We start from the raw sequence: 15,708 nt of genomic DNA, 5'->3' as shown, positions 1-15,708 counted from the left end.
CGGACCGCCCGCGGAAAGCGAGTAACCTGCAGCGGAAATCAACAACCCTTTTATAAGTAATATCCAAAAACAAAAAACGAGGGGCTATCCTCAAAAGTCATTTTTCAATGACTTTTCGGACAACCCCCTTTTATTCGCTATATTTGAACAATTGGCCCACCTCATGGCCATTAAACTTAGAAGAAATATAGTTTTTCGTTTATAAACCTAAACCTTAACTACCTGGACGGGGATCAGATCCCCGCCTAATTGTAGTCCAGAAGGTATTTCCTTTATTATAGCCAAGCAGCACCTACGATGATTAGAAGAATAAATAGTACGACAATCAGCGCAAAACCACCGCCGTAGCCATATCCTCCGCCGTAGCCGTAACCGCCGCCATAACCACAACCGTATCCGAATGACATTCTACATCCCTCCTAACGTACTTTTTCAATTAATCTAAGGATATCTCCTTAGTTAAAAACACTGTTTATTTAGTGTTTGTTAATACTATATGAAAGCTCATTCTTTTTGTTTGGGATAGATACCTAGATATTAGGTAAACATTTTATTTGCCTATATGTTAGTTATCGAGTACAAATTCTTCAGATGGAATACGGATTAAATCTCTGCTTAATCTACCATTTTTTCTAATATATTGTTTAACTAAATAATATCCTACACAATACCCAATCATATTTGGATAATTGCTTTTTCCATATAAAAGTTGAATAGCCTTCCTAGAGGTCTTTGGCAAATCCTTATTTGGAAGTATTACTTTGTACCATAGATCCTCTAATTCTGAATCAGAGTAATAGGAAGTCCATGGGGCTAACGGCTCTCTACCAAATCTTTCATAAACTGCATTTTCTGCTAATCCTTCTAGAATAATAACATCTAATAACGAATAGTCTTCATCATTTTTTTGATCGTGTAATAGTCTACATGCATGATGATATTCATGGGTGAATAGGGCTTTTACTTCTTCTTTTGTCGTTTTAGTAGATATAAATAAAAATAGTTTATCTTGAAATGCGAGGCCGGTTCTTCCATTATAATGTTCCCTAATTTTACGATTGTAAGAATTAGAAGGGAAAATAAATATTGGCAAGTTTGGGCCTTCCCATTCCTGTTTTAGATATCGTTCCTCCTGTTTCACTATTCCCCAGATCTTATTATGTTGAAGCTTCTTTAATAAATCTTCCGATTCTGGCTCTGGCTTTTGATACATTCCATTCTGTATTAGGAGGTTAGCGATAACTTTAGGATATAAATGGTCAAAGTAAGGAGAAAGCTTCTTGAATATCAGTTCTGGTGTGTTATATGACTTCTCTAGCCATTTATCTGTTCGTATTACGGACAAATTCTTCATCACTCCTCTTGTACAATCAAAAGGACTCGACTATATCTATGTGCCGAATCCAAGTAATGATTATGAATCTTCAATTTCGATAAACCTATGATCCGTTTTTGGTTTGGGAATGGTTATGTTCAACCTATCCTTATTAAAGGAAGCCTTGATGTCCTTTTTCGGTATGTCAAATGGTAATGATATAACGCGTTCTTTCTTAGAATAACGTTGTTGGGTTTCCCTGTACTGTTTTTTCGTATCTTTTTGATCCATCATATGATAATCCTGTACAGCTATTCGAATTCGGTTACCTGCCACTTCGATCTGTATTTGGTCTTTATTGTAGCCTTTAAGATCCGCTTCAATGGTGAAGTGGGTATTATGTTCCTTTACATCTAACCAGAATGGATTAAAGTGAAAGTGTTCATTCATTTGTTTAAAGGAATGATTAAAGAAGGAATCTAGGTTTCTCATAAAATCGTGTAATGGGGTCATATCAATATCGAAGTGGCTTGGTAATTTCCTTTTCGATGCCATAGACATCCCCCCATACTTTTAAAATTTTCTACTATCAGATTATGCAATTTTAAATAAAGGTAGTGGGCTATTATAGGAAATACTGTTTCTATTTGCATTCACTCCTCTGTAAAAGAAATAATCTGCTCATAAAGTTGTTGTGGTTTTTCTTCGGTAATTAAATGCCCTGCCTTTTCATAAACGATCAACTTAGCGTTCGGTAGATCTTGGGTGAGTTTTTTACCTATCGTTAGTGGTACGACCCTATCTTCTTTTCCCCAGAGAAGTAGTGTAGGAGTCTGTATTTTTTTTAACTGTTCCGTACATAAATCTCCCTCGCGATGACGTAATAATCTAATTAATGATTTAGGGAAATTCTTATCTTGAAGCGGTCTACCATATTCCTCTATTTGGTCAGCCGTAATTAAGGAATGATTATAGAAGACATTCTTTAAATTTCGTACTACACTTTGTGAATTAATCTTTCGCCTTGCGATAACATGAGAGAAAGGGAGATAGGAGCTATAGATTAGGTAACTTTTCGCTCGAGGCAAGTACCCAGAGCTCCCTATTAAAATAAGCTTCTTCACGCGACTGGGATCCATTTTTGCAGTGTATAACGCAATTTGTCCACCCATTGAATGACCAGCAATATGTGCTTCCTTAATCTGAAAATAATCTAAACATTGAAGCACAAGACTGGCATAGTTTTTAAATGAATATGTAAACGTAGTAGATTTTTCACTTTTACCAAATCCGGGTAAATCTAATGTAATTACCGAGTAATTTTGTGCGAGTAGTGGTTTTAAACGATTAAATGTATAAGACGAAGCCACAAACCCATGAATGAGTACGATAGTTGGTTTATTGTGAATAACAGATTCACAATAAATGGTCGTGTCTAGAAGTTTGATAAAATCCTTTTTATATTCCATTTGTAATTAACTTCACCACCATCTTGAGTCTACTTTTAGTATGGGCAATTTGGTGAAAAACTTTTATGCATGTTTTATTATTTTTTAGTCATATAGACCTGCAACTTAGAATCTAAATTTCCTTCTGTTTCCCAACTTTTTTAGTAAGGAGTACTCATAATGAAACTTATATTCTCGAAGTATACTTTATCGTACATTTGAGAGGAGGAGTTTCATGAGAAAATCTTGGTTAGGTAGTATTGTTATTGCGGTGCTTGTTTTACTATTTCCTATGGTGGGAAGTGCAGCAGCGGATGATGGGAATTTAGAGAAGGTTACGAATAGCACTCAAGTTTCCTCTAGTGGGGAGTATGTGAAAGATGAGGTAATTGTAAAGTTTAAAGAGCATGTTACGGAAAATCAGAAAATCAGTGTGCTAGAAACGGTGAATGCTAAAGTGAAAGCAGATGTGAATGCAGTAAAATCGCCTTTCTCCGTACTGGAGGTAGAGAGTGTAGAGGCTGTTGTAAAGGCTTTAAGTGATCATCCAGATGTTGAGTATGCAGAGCCGAACTACATTCTATCAGCGACCTGGACACCAGATGATCCGTATTTTAGCCCTATTTACCAGTATGGCTTATTTAACACCAATGCGCATTTAGCATGGGATGTTGCTCGGGGAAGTTCCAATCAAGAGATAGCTGTACTAGATACGGGTGTAGATTATAATCATCCTGATTTAGCTGGGAAAGTTATTCGAGGGTATGATTTTGTGCAAAATGATTGGAACCCGAGTGATCAAAATGGTCATGGCACTCATGTAGCTGGTATTGCTGCAGCGGGGACGAACAATGGGATAGGAATAGCAGGTATGGCACCTAATACAAAAATATTAGCTGTTCGTGTACTGGATGCTAGAGGAAATGGAACGTTAGCTAATATTGCTGATGGTATTATTTATGCAACAGATGCTGGGGCAGAGGTGATTAACCTTTCTCTTGGATGTGACTGTCATACTCAAACCTTACAAAATGCCGTGAATTATGCCTGGAATAACGGTGCTGTTCTGGTCGCTGCTGCTGGAAATGATGGTGTTAGCACGACATTTGAACCAGCTTCCTACTCTAATGTAATAGCTGTTGGTGCAGTTGATTCTAGAAATGTTAAGGCAAACTTTTCAAACTGGGGAACCTGGGTAGATGTAATGGCTCCGGGTGTTGATATTGCCTCTACTTATCCAGGTAATCGCTATGTCTATATGTCAGGTACTTCCATGGCAGCGCCACATGTTGCTGGTCAAGCAGCATTACTTACTGGTCAAGGAAGAAATAACACGCAAGTCCGAGCTGCTATTCAGAATACAGCCGTTTATATGAATGGTGTTGGAAGAGATGTACGTTATGGACTAATTGATGTGAATGCTTCCGTTCGTTATTAATTGAATTAAGTTTTAAAGGTGAAAAATAGAATGTAGAGGAAGTCCACGTTTCTTCCTCTACTTTTTATTTATCCTTTTTCTGAATGGTTCTACGATCTATATAAATTGTAGGAGAACGATATTCCTTTGATGCTCGTAAATCACTTCCGCAAGCTTTTACAAAGGATATGGCAAGTAAAAGCATAATAAACATGACGGGAAAACCCGCTACAATACTAGCGGTCTGTAGTGCTTCTAAATCGCCGATGAACATGAGTACAAGAGGAAGGATTAATAATGTAAAAGCCCAAAATAAACGATTCCATCGCAATGCTTCCCCGCCGGGTACATGCTTTTGTACTACTGCAGCTAATATATAGGAAGCAGAGTCGAAGGTAGTGGATAGAAAGATAATCGCTAATATGGTAAACATTAGTACAATGAATCCCGAAATAGGTAATTGATTTAAAATAGCAATAATTGTTGCTGGTGCCCCAAACGTATTCATATGACCGATAACATCAAAAGAACCAGATAATTGTAAGTATAATCCGAAGTTCCCTAGGATTCCAAAGAACATAATACAGCCCAGTGTTCCATAAATTAGCGTTCCTAATATCATCTCTTTAATCGTTCTCCCATAAGAAATTCTTGCTACAAATAATCCTACAAATGGAGCGTAAACAACCCACCATGCCCAGTAAAATACAGTCCATGTCTCGGGAAACCTTGTCTCAGGATATGCTTCAAATGCTGCTAACGGTTCTAACCAAGTTGCCATATGAAAGAAATTGTCTATAAGAACACCTAAGCTGGTAAAGGTGGATTCACTTATAAATACGGTAGGACCAAAAACGAAGATAAACACTAGAATGAAAATGGCAAGCCATAGATTAATATCACTTAATATTTTTATTCCTTTATTTAATCCAGAGTAGGCACTTATTGCAAAAATTAATGTGCATAGGACCATGATACCCGCCTGTGAGAAGAGGGTAACCGGAATACCTGTAATATGGCTAACACCTTCTGCAATCATTGGTGCTCCTAGAGCGAGAGTTGTTCCTGCACCACCTAATAGTCCGAAGATGAAGAGAATATCAATTAGCACTCCTACTGGGCCATCTGCGAGCTTGCCGATAACAGGCTTTGTGGCCGAACTTATTTTTAGTACTGGATTTTTCCTCACATAATAGAAATAAGCAATTGGTAGGGCCGGGAGTGTATAGATTGCCCAAGCAATCGGACCCCAGTGGAAAATTCCATAGGTCGCGGCTAATTCTATCGCTTCCTTTGTCATTGGCTCTATACCAAAGGGCGGACCCTGATAATAATAAGCCCATTCAATCATTCCCCAGTATAAAATACTAGAGCCTATTCCAGCAGAAAAGAGCATTGCTGCCCATGAAAAAGATCCAAACTCTTTTTCTGTTCCTCGTTTTCCTAATTTTATTTTCCCATACTTACTGAAGGCAATATATAACATAAAGATTAAAGCGAATAGACCTAGGGCTAGAAAGAGGACACCAAATTTTCCAGTAATATAGTTATTGATGATATTAATGACATTTGCCCCGGCTTCTGGAAAGGTAATTAATGGTAGTGAAACACTTAGCAAAATAATTAGTGCTCCAATAAAAGTAGGCCAGTCAATAAGTTTTGTGTTCATATAGACATTCCTTCCTAATTGCTTTCTATTTCATTAATTTGTTCTAAATTCTAATTTTCATTATGGCTATAAAGATGGACAACCTGCCTGCCAATCTTTGGCTTTTCTTTTTGCACTCGTTCGTGTAAATTGAAGGTAATTTAGGACAAGGAGGAGAATACAAGTTGGTGAATAAAATTGGTATAGATGCTGGAGGGTCACTAGTCAAGCTTGCTTATTATGACCATGGAAAAATTCATACTAAAACCTTTTCTAGTCTGGATATAGATGCAGTGTTGGAGTGGTTGTCAATCTTGTCTCCTAATGCGAGTCTGTTTGTAACAGGTGGTAAAGCGAACTCCTTTACAAAATTGCCCTCTTTTGACTGCCAATTGGTTAATGAGTTTCAAGCAGTTACGAGAGGTGCTTCTTATCTGTTAAAAGAAAAGGCTATTAATCATGAGGAATACATTTTAGTTAACATTGGGACAGGAACCTCCATTTTTCATGTTACTCATAACTCATTTGAACGTGTTCTAGGTAGTGGTATCGGTGGTGGTACTTTGATGGGTTTAGGTTATCTAATTACCCGGAAAAATGATTTTCAAACCTTCACAACGATGGCTAGAAATGGTGATTCTCGAAAAAGTGATTTGCTAGTACGAGATATTTATGCCCCCGAAGAGCCTCCTATATATAGGGACTTAACGGCTGCCAATTTAGGGAAAGCACATTTAAATAAAGATGCTACAGAACATGATCATCTTGCGAGTGTAATACGAATGATAGGGGAGACCATTTTATTATTAGCAACTCAAGTTGCGACAGCAAAACAAATTAAACAAATTGTATTTGTAGGTGGTACAGTTACGAATAATCCTGCATTGAAGGAAGTTTTTGTGCAATTTCGTGACATGATGTCCTATGAGCCAGTTTTTCTAGATAAAGGTACTCATACTGGAGCAATTGGTGCATTGCTAGAAAACGAATAAAGCTAAAGATGGTTCACTTCGTAGATAGGGATGCATCTCGTCAGGCATAAGAAAAAAACTAACGCATTTGATTGGGAAAGAGCAAATGCGTTAGTTTTCCTGTTAAGCGTAATGGCCACCAATTTTTTTACTACGGTCTAATGTAACTCCAGCATCGGTAAAGCTACTAGCTCGGAGGATGGCAGTTGTACCATATTTTTCACGAATAGCATCCATGACATAGCCAATATCATTTTTTTTGGAGCGATTCTCAAATAAATCTAGTTGTGTTTCGGCTTTATCATATAAGTTATCTAACGTGACATAAACATGGCGAATTGTACTATGACCGTCATAAAATTCCTTGAAAAGCAGCATACAAATATGGTACATATCCATCGTGATATTAGTCGGAATGGGGATAGACTTAGAGCGTGAGAAACCACCGCCGGTTTCCTTGGAATAGGCTATTCCAAGATGAATAGTTTTACCGACTTTTCCAGCCGTTCTGGTTCTACGACAAACCTCTTCACAAAGATCTAAAATACAAACCGCAACTTCATCCTTCGTATAATCTCGTAAAAGAGCAATCCCGTGACCAAAGCCTTTTTGCTCGTGCTTAACAAAATCCCCAAATACTGGACTTAAATCAATCCCCCACGCATGCCAATAAAGCTGTTCTCCCATTACACCAAACCGCTTTTTAATACGATTCAAGTCAAATTTTGCAAGCTGTCCAAGGGTGACAATCCCCATACGATTGAGATTGCGCTTCATTCTACTCCCAATTCCCCATATTTTTTCCACAGGATGTGGCCAAAGCTTTTCCTCTACATCCTCATACCGGCATTCTACTATGCCAACTTTTTTAGCGTGTAAATCCATGACAACCTTTGCTAAAAATTTATTATCGCCAATTCCAATGGAACACGTAATGCCAAAACTATCGAGAATGTCTTGTTTAATTTGATTGGCAATCTCCCATGGATTCCCAAATAGCTTCTCTAATCCATCAAGTGTTACCCATACCTCATCGACAGAGTATTGATGGATGGCCTCCTTTGGAGCGTATTGGTTAATTAGCCTAGTGATTTCCACCGAAACTTGAAGATAATCAGCCATATGTGCTGGAACAATATGAATAGCAGGGTCATTCGGTAATTCAAAGAAACGACTCACATTGCTAATTCCGTATTTTGCTTTGAGAGCAGGTGAAGCGGCAAGTACAATACTTCCGGATCTATTTGGATCCCCAACAACAGCAAGCATTGTGGTCATTGGGTCAAGCTTTAATTTAACAGCTTCCACACTAGCATAGAATGATCGCATATCAATACATAGTACATTGTGACGTGGAAAAGTAGAATAATCTATTTGCATTACATTTCACCACCAATAGGAACGTTTGTTCTTATTATATGGTGCTGGAAATAGATTATCAATGGAAAAAAATTCATAATCCAAACATGGGGCTAGACAATTTCCTTATTTTCTTCTTAAGCATATAGTGTTATATGGGAATTGAGGAGGGGAGAGCTTGTATTATTGGTATCCAGTTTATTATTATCTACCACATTCTTATCTATTTAGGAATTATTATCGCCAGTTTCCTGAAGTGGACCCTGGTTTATTATATGATTCTGCAAATGAAACAAAAAAATTAATGAAAGAAGTAAGTATGGTTTTGGATCGCTTTGCATCATCAAAGGAGTTTGATGAGCAGGTTATGACTGCCGCGCAAGAATCCAATGTAGAGGAAGTTAGGCGGTTAATCCAAAGTATTGGAATAACAGCGGATGTAGATATTCAAGTGAATCCAGACGGTTTGCGATTAGATTTTGTATCCAGGGTTAATGATACAAAGTGCTGTAGATTAACCGTAGCATTGAGATGGAATGAATAAAATTAATAAATGAGGCCGGAGACAGATGCAGCCCATGCATATCCCTGCACAGGAAATATATTTGCTTTCAAAGCATACAAGTACGATGCAACCTCGCGCGACCTAGAAGGAAAATCGCGCGCAATAGAAAGAATTCGCGCGACCGTGGAAGAAAAATCGCGCGACAATAAGAAGAACTCGCGCGAGAGAAGGAATCTCGCGCGAAAAACAAGGATGCCCGCGCGAAATGGAGAAAAAGTCGCGCGAAAAAGAAGTGCCCGCGCGGCTGAAGCAAGTTTCGCGCGAGAAAGGTGAAACCTCACGCGACCTAGAAGGAAAATCGCGCGGCAATAAGAAGAACTCGCGCGACAGACATTTGTTTGAAACTTCCCCACAATGTCCTCTAAGCATCTGGACCGTCTAGAGGTTCTGTATATTTCCTAGCTAGTGATGATACGTTTAGGTCTGTGGTTAAACCTTTTGTTATGTCATTAGCCTCATCTATTAAAACCGAAGTTATTTTTCGTATTTGATTTCTCCACCAATAATCGTCATTTCAATTTCTGTTTTTAATAATTCATCAGGATTTTCCATTTCGAACGGATTATTAGAAAGAACAGTCATGTCCGCAAGTTTTCCTCTAGAAATAGTTCCTTTTAATATTTCCTCACTTGTTGCATAAGCTGTAAATTCGGTAAATAACCGAAAGCCATCAATCATAGATAGCTTTTCTTTAGGATTCCATCCATCATGCGTTTCACCTGGTAATTTTCGCGTAACGGCAGCGTGAATACCGAGTAATGGGTCAACTGGTTCAACTGGAGAGTCTGACCCACCAGCACAAATAACACCATAATCCATCAATGTCTTCCATGCATAGGATGTTTCGGAACGGCTCGTACCAAGTCTTTCTATAACCCAAGGAAAGTCACTAGCTACAAATCTAGGCTGAATATCAGCAATGCGGCTTGGATGTATTAAACGATTAATTAATTCTTGATTTAGTACTTGTACGTGAATAAGTCTGTCGCGATGACTAACGGTAGGAAATTGATCTAAGACATCTAGAACATTTACTAATGCTTGATCACCAATCGTATGTACGGCAATAGGCATCGATAATTCACGCGACCTCCTAACAATATCTGTTAGAGCTTCTTGGTCAAGCATTGCCTCTCCATAATGACCTGGAGCATCATGGTAGGGTTCAGATAGTAGTGCTGTTCTTCGTCCGAAGGCCCCATCAGCAAATATTTTAACTGCACCAATTTGCAGTGTTTCATTTCCATAACCAGTATACATACCAGAGGTCTTCAAATCATCAAGAAATTCATGATTAATTAAAAGGTTCGTCCGAAGTCCAAGCCCCTCTTGATTTAATAAGGTATCATAAATTGTATATGTTTGCTGTAAGCCACCGAGAAAGAGTGGGTCATTTGTATGAACACTAGTTAATCCTTTTTGAATAGCAAATTGAATAGCCTTCCTCATCGCCTGGATTAGTTCCGCGTATGATTTTTGCGGGATGTGCTGCTTAAATATTTCCGAAGCGGATTCAAGGATTAATCCAGTCGGTTTTCGAGAGGATTCGTCTAAGACAATACTACCACCTTCTGGTATAGACATATGAGGGTGATAGTTACTTAATTCAAAAGCTTTACTATTAGCGACAGCTGCATGTGTACAAATTCTAGTTAAAAAGAGTGGGTTATGGGGAGCAACATAATCCAGCTCTTCAAGGGTAGGAATGGATCCATCCATAAATAGATTTTCATCCCAACCACCACCAAGTAACCATTCATTAGGTCTTAACGTGTTAGCCTTCTCTTGAATTTTTTCCAACATTTCTGTTTTAGAGGTAATACCAGTAAGGTCTAAGTGCATAAATTGTTCAGCGATAAGTGACAAATGGAGATGACTATCCACTAACCCCGGTGTTACCGTCTTCCCAGCAAGGTCAATAACTTCACACGTATGATTGTTCCATTGAAGTAATATGTCTGCTTCAGATCCCATAGCAATAAATCTTCCGTTCTCTACAACTACGGCTTGTACAACAGGTTTAATTGGATCTAATGTATAAAAGTTCCCATTAATAAATATTTTTCTCATAATCGTCCCCCTAAAAATGACTGATAAGTATATAGAAAATGCCAAGTTTGAACAATATAAATATTAAGAACATCATACTAACTGCTATATCGGAAGTCAATTATGTTAAACCATTGAAATAGTGGCTATTTTTATGTAAATAGCCATATTTGAGAATTGTTGTAAATTGTCGAATCATAGCTTATTATAAAAAGTAGGGGATAGTATTTTATACATAACTAGTTAACGATTTTGAAAGAAGAGTTGTTTACTAATTGATCTATAAAATATGGGAGGAAAAGAAATGCTAAAGAAACTTCGACTGAGAAGAATAAGACACCGTGATATAAGAATTGGTTGGAAGTATGGCTTGACACTAGCTATTGTTATATTACTGTTTATCGGTTCTTCGGCTCTTGTTTCAAACTCTATTATTGGGATAGGAAAAAATATAGAAGAATTAGAAGCAAAAAGTGATTTAGCGATGAGCATTTCCGAAATGGGATCATTAACACGCAATATGAGCATTTATATCGTTTCTTATTATCAAGAACAAAATCCTGATTTGGTAGAATCGTTTAAAGAGAACCAAGTAATGTATAATCAATTTGCAAGCAAAGTTCGCGTTAATTTAAAGTCAAAAGAACAAGAAGAGATTTATCAAGAAGTCACTTCCATGAATCAAGAAATGTACCGTATGTTTACCAATTATATTGTTTCAGCAATTCAGAATGGAAATATGGATGTGGCAGAATCATTCCTTAGTCAGACAAATGAAATCAGAGATGAGACGGTCAGCTTATTAGATGAATTAGTCAGTATGTTAGATGCGGATCGACAACAAGCGATTAGTAGTGCAATGGAAAGCCAAAAGAAAACATTCGTAACCCAATTAATTATCTTAGCGGTGACGATTGTTATTGGAGTTCTGTTGATTGTATTCATTAGTCAAGCTATTTCCCGCAATCTCAAAAAAGTTGTTGAAGTGAGTAATCAAATAGCAGAAGGAGACTTAACCGTACCAGAAGTTGATTATGATGGTAGGGATGAAATAGGACAACTAGCATCTTCTATTGGGAGAATGAGCGCCTATTTAAAAGAAGTGATAAGACAAGTTTCCCTTGTTTCCAATTCGGTCACTACGCAAAGCAAGGAGCTGAAGCTGTCAGCGAGCGAAGTAAGAGCTGGATCAGAACAAGTAGCCACAACAATGCAAGAATTGGCTGCAGGTTCGGAAAAACAGGCAGATGGTGCAAGTAATTTAACCTATACGATGCAGCAATTCTCACGAAGAGTTCAAGAAGCTAACGAGAATGGAACTAAGATAGAGAATTCTTCTGAATTTGTGTTAGATTTAGCTAACCAAGGTAATGAGTTGATGCAGGCTTCAGGTGAGCAAATGAATCGTATCGACAATATCATGAAGGTAGCTGTTACAAAAGTACGTGGATTAGATGATAGTTCGAAGACGATTAGTCAGCTCGTTTCTGTCATCCGTGATATCGCCGATCAAACCAATCTACTAGCACTTAATGCAGCAATAGAAGCGGCGCGAGCAGGCGAGCATGGAAAAGGATTTGCAGTAGTAGCAGACGAAGTAAGAAGATTATCTGAACAAGTATCCACATCAGTAACGGATATTACTGACATTGTGAAAAAGGTTCAGTTGGAAACACGTTCCGTAACCGAGTCATTAGAGAGCGGATATGAAGAAGTACAACAAGGAACAAAACAAGTTATCTTTACAAAAGAAACCTTTGATGATATTAATCAGGCAATAGTAGAAATGGTAGAAAGCATTAAAGTTGTTAAACAAAACCTGAATGAAATATCTGATACAACACATGAAATGAATACTTCAATAGAAGAAATTGCAGCTATATCTGAGGAATCAGCCGCTGGTATTGAACAAACGTCTGCTTCTTCGCAACAAACGAGCAGTTCAATGGAAGAAATGGCAAAAAGCTCAGAGGATTTAGCTAAATTAGCGGAAGAACTAAACACACTTGTAGGACAATTTAAAGTTTAGACTAGAAAAAGGTGATCCATAACAAACGGGTCATCTTTTTCTCCATTGACAGGAAAAAAGCATTCATTTATAGTATTAGTAAGAAAAGCGGAAAGGGTGTTACTTGGGCAGATGTTAAATTAATCCTATTTTAAAAATCGTGAATTGGATAGTTGTACGTTTAAAAGATTGGGAAAAAGCCCACTTTTTAGCATGCAATTTATTCACGCATTGAATAGGATTAGCTCTGCTTTAGTAAACACGGATAACGGTAATAATCGTTTATTTAGCATGGTTTTTAGCCTGAAAAGCTTCCTATTCAATTGTGAATTGGGGGCTTTTTTTAGTTAAAAAAGAGGTGAAAACATGCTGTTATTAGAAGCTCAGGATATTATTTATGAAGTGAATGGGAAAGAATTTTTAAATGTTCAACATCTGCAAATACAACATGGTGACTGTATTGGTGTAGTCGGAAAGAATGGCAGTGGTAAAACATCCTTAGTCAATATTTTGACAGGTCGCGAGTTAGACTATCAGGGTACTATTCAATCGGAAGCAAGCTTGGAATTATTACCACAATTGAAGCATACCAATACAACGAAGAGTGGTGGAGAGATAACGCAGCAATATATTAATAAGGCAATCGCAAAGAAACCACAAATATTATTCGCAGATGAACCAACTACTAACTTAGATAAAGAGCATATTGAAAAATTAGAGCATCAATTGAAACGGTGGACAGGGGCAATTGTGATTGTTTCACACGATAGGGCTTTCTTAGATGCTCTTTGTACGACGATTTGGGAGGTTGAGCACTGTAAAGTTACGGTCTACCCCGGGAATTATACAGCCTATCGTGAGCAAAAAGAGCTAAAAATCCAACAACAACAAGAAGAGTATATACAATATATAACAAGGAAGAGACAACTGGAGTCTGCCTTAGAATTAAAAAAGAAAAAAGCAGCCCGTGCTACGAAAAATCCTAAAAAGAAAAACGATTCAGATGCAAATCAAATGGGAAGTAGTCCATATTATGCTAAAAAACAGAAGAAGCTAGAGAAAACTGCTAATGCCATTAAAACGCGAATAGAAAAGCTTGAAAAGGTAGAAAAAGTAAAAGAGGATCCGCCATTAAATATGGATATTATTCATGAGGAAATGCTTGGAAAGAAGGCCATTGTTCGTGTAGAGGAATTGGAAGGAAAGGTAGGAAATAGGTTACTATGGAGCCAAACATCCTTTCAACTTCATGCAGGTGATAAAGTAGCGGTTATAGGAAGTAATGGTGTTGGTAAAACAACATTCATCAAAAAATTACTATCCAAGGAAAATGGAATAGAAATATCTCCATCGGTAAGAGTGGGTTACTTTAGTCAAAACTTAGATATCCTAAATGTGGAAGAAACGATTTTAAAAAACATTACGACCACCTCATCACAGGATGAAACGCTCATTCGAACAGTTTTGGCGAGATTACATTTCTTTCGAGATGATGTTTATAAGCAAGTAAAAGTTTTAAGTGGAGGAGAGCGAGTAAAGGTTGCCTTTGCCAAAATTTTTCTAAGTGATATAAATACAATAGTTCTAGACGAACCAACTAATTTCTTAGATATTACAGCTGTAGAGGCATTGGAATCTTTATTAAGGGAATATAGAGGTACCATCATCTTTGTATCCCACGATAGGCGATTTATTGAAAAAGTTGCGGATAAAATTATAGCGATTGAAAATCAAGAAATGAAGTTATTCGAGGGGAATTACAATTCGTATATCAATTATCAACCGAAGACATTGGATGAAAAGGAACAAGATTTGATGATTATTGAAACGAAGCTAACAGATGTCTTAAGTAGGCTAAGTATTAATCCTGATCCAGAATTAGAAAGGGAATTTCAAGAGCTATTAAACGAAAAGAAAAGACTGAGCAAATAGAGAGGGAGTTGTAGGGAGTTTTCCTACAACTCTTTCTTTATGGTAAACTGAACCAAAAGAAGGACTTAAAAGGGGGAGGTAGACGTGAGGAGTAAGCCGATATATGTAGAGACAACTATCGAGGCGGGAATGGATAAGGTCTGGAAAGCGACACAGGATCCAGGATTACATCAGCAATGGGATTTACGGTTCTCTGAAATTACATATATGCCAAAAGAAGAAGGAAAACCACAGGAGTTCTTATACAAGACGAATATAGGCTTTGGAATTTCTGTGCAAGGCTGGGGAAAAAGTGTTGGAAGCTTTCATGCAGAGGATGGTTCTCGGACCTCTTCGCTTCATTTTGGCACCAATCAGAAAATATCGATAATAAAAGAGGGGAGAGGTTATTGGAAGTACATACCAAATCAGCAAAATCAATCTTTACAATTTTTAACGCAATATAACTATGAACCTAGTTTTGGAAAAGTTGGTAGGTTTATCGATCACTTTCTTTTTCGTCCTTTAATGGGCTGGGCGACAGCACTTAGTTTTGATGTGTTAAAACGATGGATGGAGAAAGAAGAGACTCCTGCTTCACAATTTATACGTTTCTTTAGTCATGTCATGCTATCTATCTTTTTTATGTTTATTTGGTTATACCATGGAATTGTCCCGAAGCTAGTTGCTATGCATCCAGAGGAAATGATGATGGTAACGAATACACTTCCTTTAACCATGAAGCAGGGGGAGTTAATCGTATTAACTGTAGGTGTTATAGAAGTTCTTATAGGCATCATATGGATTTTCTATCCTTATAAGAGAAGGTTATTCTACATTCAAGCTATTCTTTTTCCCGTATTGATGCTAGCTGCGATCGTTTCGAATGTGGAATATTTAGTTCAACCCTTTAACCCATTAACATTTAATCTAGCTTTATTTGTTTTATCCATTATTGGGATAGTAATTAGTAAGGATGTTCCAACTGCACGAAATTGTAAACGAAAACGTTAGGGG

14 protein-coding genes are annotated in these 15,708 nt (G+C 37.5%); 7 read left to right on the top strand and 7 right to left on the bottom strand.

Annotation, left to right across the window (positions count from 1 at the left end; genetic code table 11):
- Positions 1-275: 275 nt before the first annotated feature.
- The 4 genes from KGF86_RS08575 to KGF86_RS08560 form a co-directional block, all read right to left on the bottom strand.
- Positions 276-407 carry a YjcZ family sporulation protein gene (locus KGF86_RS08575; protein ID WP_186870131.1) on the bottom strand — a complete coding sequence of 44 codons (132 nt, stop codon included), beginning with the start codon at positions 405-407 and terminating at the stop codon, positions 276-278.
- A gap of 158 nt (positions 408-565) precedes the next feature.
- Complete coding sequence (locus KGF86_RS08570) at positions 566-1,345, bottom strand: DUF2268 domain-containing putative Zn-dependent protease (protein ID WP_186870132.1); 780 nt, start codon at positions 1,343-1,345, stop codon at positions 566-568.
- A 69-nt stretch (positions 1,346-1,414) separates the two neighbouring features.
- The gene (locus KGF86_RS08565) at positions 1,415-1,870 is read right to left on the bottom strand and encodes an Hsp20/alpha crystallin family protein (protein WP_186870133.1); all 456 of its coding nucleotides are present in this window, start codon (positions 1,868-1,870) and stop codon (positions 1,415-1,417) included.
- A gap of 98 nt (positions 1,871-1,968) precedes the next feature.
- Entirely contained in the window at positions 1,969-2,784 is an 816-nt protein-coding gene (locus tag KGF86_RS08560; RefSeq protein ID WP_186870134.1) for an alpha/beta fold hydrolase, read from the bottom strand.
- A 214-nt stretch (positions 2,785-2,998) separates the two neighbouring features.
- Between KGF86_RS08560 and KGF86_RS08555 the strand changes: the two genes are divergently transcribed.
- Positions 2,999-4,201: a S8 family peptidase gene (locus KGF86_RS08555; RefSeq protein ID WP_186870135.1), complete on the top strand. Its 1,203-nt coding sequence runs from the start codon at positions 2,999-3,001 to the stop codon at positions 4,199-4,201.
- Between the two features lie 64 nt (positions 4,202-4,265).
- Here the strand turns inward: KGF86_RS08555 and KGF86_RS08550 are convergent, their stop codons facing one another.
- Positions 4,266-5,849 (bottom strand): BCCT family transporter, encoded by a 1,584-nt coding sequence (locus KGF86_RS08550; RefSeq protein WP_211741577.1) that lies wholly within the window; start codon positions 5,847-5,849, stop codon positions 4,266-4,268.
- Positions 5,850-6,016: 167 nt separating this feature from the next.
- On the opposite strand from KGF86_RS08550, the gene coaW reads away from it, so the two are divergent.
- The gene (coaW, locus tag KGF86_RS08545; protein WP_211741599.1) at positions 6,017-6,820 is read left to right on the top strand and encodes a type II pantothenate kinase; all 804 of its coding nucleotides are present in this window, start codon (positions 6,017-6,019) and stop codon (positions 6,818-6,820) included.
- A 102-nt stretch (positions 6,821-6,922) separates the two neighbouring features.
- Here coaW and KGF86_RS08540 read toward each other — a convergent pair whose 3' ends face one another.
- Positions 6,923-8,173 carry a DNA polymerase IV gene (locus KGF86_RS08540; RefSeq protein WP_186870164.1) on the bottom strand — a complete coding sequence of 417 codons (1,251 nt, stop codon included), beginning with the start codon at positions 8,171-8,173 and terminating at the stop codon, positions 6,923-6,925.
- A gap of 163 nt (positions 8,174-8,336) precedes the next feature.
- Between KGF86_RS08540 and KGF86_RS08535 the strand changes: the two genes are divergently transcribed.
- Both KGF86_RS08535 and KGF86_RS08530 read left to right on the top strand, forming a co-directional pair.
- Positions 8,337-8,702, top strand: coding sequence for a YuzC family spore coat inner layer protein (locus tag KGF86_RS08535; RefSeq protein ID WP_186870137.1), 366 nt, complete (start codon positions 8,337-8,339; stop codon positions 8,700-8,702).
- Positions 8,703-8,928: 226 nt separating this feature from the next.
- Positions 8,929-9,105 (top strand): hypothetical protein, encoded by a 177-nt coding sequence (locus KGF86_RS08530; protein ID WP_211741576.1) that lies wholly within the window; start codon positions 8,929-8,931, stop codon positions 9,103-9,105.
- A 92-nt stretch (positions 9,106-9,197) separates the two neighbouring features.
- Here the strand turns inward: KGF86_RS08530 and KGF86_RS08525 are convergent, their stop codons facing one another.
- Positions 9,198-10,793: an amidohydrolase gene (locus tag KGF86_RS08525; protein ID WP_211741575.1), complete on the bottom strand. Its 1,596-nt coding sequence runs from the start codon at positions 10,791-10,793 to the stop codon at positions 9,198-9,200.
- Positions 10,794-11,076: 283 nt separating this feature from the next.
- Here KGF86_RS08525 and KGF86_RS08520 point away from each other — a divergent pair, with 283 nt between their 5' ends.
- The 3 genes from KGF86_RS08520 to KGF86_RS08510 all read left to right on the top strand — a co-directional run bounded on the left by KGF86_RS08520 (position 11,077) and on the right by KGF86_RS08510 (position 15,705).
- Positions 11,077-12,801: a methyl-accepting chemotaxis protein gene (locus tag KGF86_RS08520; protein ID WP_246521369.1), complete on the top strand. Its 1,725-nt coding sequence runs from the start codon at positions 11,077-11,079 to the stop codon at positions 12,799-12,801.
- A gap of 345 nt (positions 12,802-13,146) precedes the next feature.
- Positions 13,147-14,712, top strand: coding sequence for a Vga family ABC-F type ribosomal protection protein (locus KGF86_RS08515; protein ID WP_211741574.1), 1,566 nt, complete (start codon positions 13,147-13,149; stop codon positions 14,710-14,712).
- Positions 14,713-14,796: 84 nt separating this feature from the next.
- Positions 14,797-15,705: a DoxX-like family protein gene (locus KGF86_RS08510; protein ID WP_211741573.1), complete on the top strand. Its 909-nt coding sequence runs from the start codon at positions 14,797-14,799 to the stop codon at positions 15,703-15,705.
- Positions 15,706-15,708 lie beyond the last annotated feature (3 nt).

Source organism: Ornithinibacillus massiliensis (assembly GCF_018310345.1).
GTDB classification, from domain to species: Bacteria; Bacillota; Bacilli; order Bacillales; family Amphibacillaceae; genus Ornithinibacillus; species Ornithinibacillus massiliensis.
This window is presented reverse-complemented; position numbering and strand designations above follow the sequence as displayed.

What these genes read in the sequence shown, in the direction of transcription:
- KGF86_RS08525 (WP_211741575.1), bottom strand. Translation starts at nt 10,793, where the DNA reads ATGAGAAAAATATTTATTAATGGGAACTTTTATACATTAGATCCAATT.
- KGF86_RS08560 (WP_186870134.1), bottom strand. Translation starts at nt 2,784, where the DNA reads ATGGAATATAAAAAGGATTTTATCAAACTTCTAGACACGACCATTTAT.
- KGF86_RS08555 (WP_186870135.1), top strand. Translation starts at nt 2,999, where the DNA reads ATGAGAAAATCTTGGTTAGGTAGTATTGTTATTGCGGTGCTTGTTTTA.
- KGF86_RS08550 (WP_211741577.1), bottom strand. Translation starts at nt 5,849, where the DNA reads ATGAACACAAAACTTATTGACTGGCCTACTTTTATTGGAGCACTAATT.
- KGF86_RS08575 (WP_186870131.1), bottom strand. Translation starts at nt 407, where the DNA reads ATGTCATTCGGATACGGTTGTGGTTATGGCGGCGGTTACGGCTACGGC.
- KGF86_RS08530 (WP_211741576.1), top strand. Translation starts at nt 8,929, where the DNA reads ATGGAGAAAAAGTCGCGCGAAAAAGAAGTGCCCGCGCGGCTGAAGCAA.
- KGF86_RS08515 (WP_211741574.1), top strand. Translation starts at nt 13,147, where the DNA reads ATGCTGTTATTAGAAGCTCAGGATATTATTTATGAAGTGAATGGGAAA.
- KGF86_RS08565 (WP_186870133.1), bottom strand. Translation starts at nt 1,870, where the DNA reads ATGGCATCGAAAAGGAAATTACCAAGCCACTTCGATATTGATATGACC.
- KGF86_RS08520 (WP_246521369.1), top strand. Translation starts at nt 11,077, where the DNA reads ATGCTAAAGAAACTTCGACTGAGAAGAATAAGACACCGTGATATAAGA.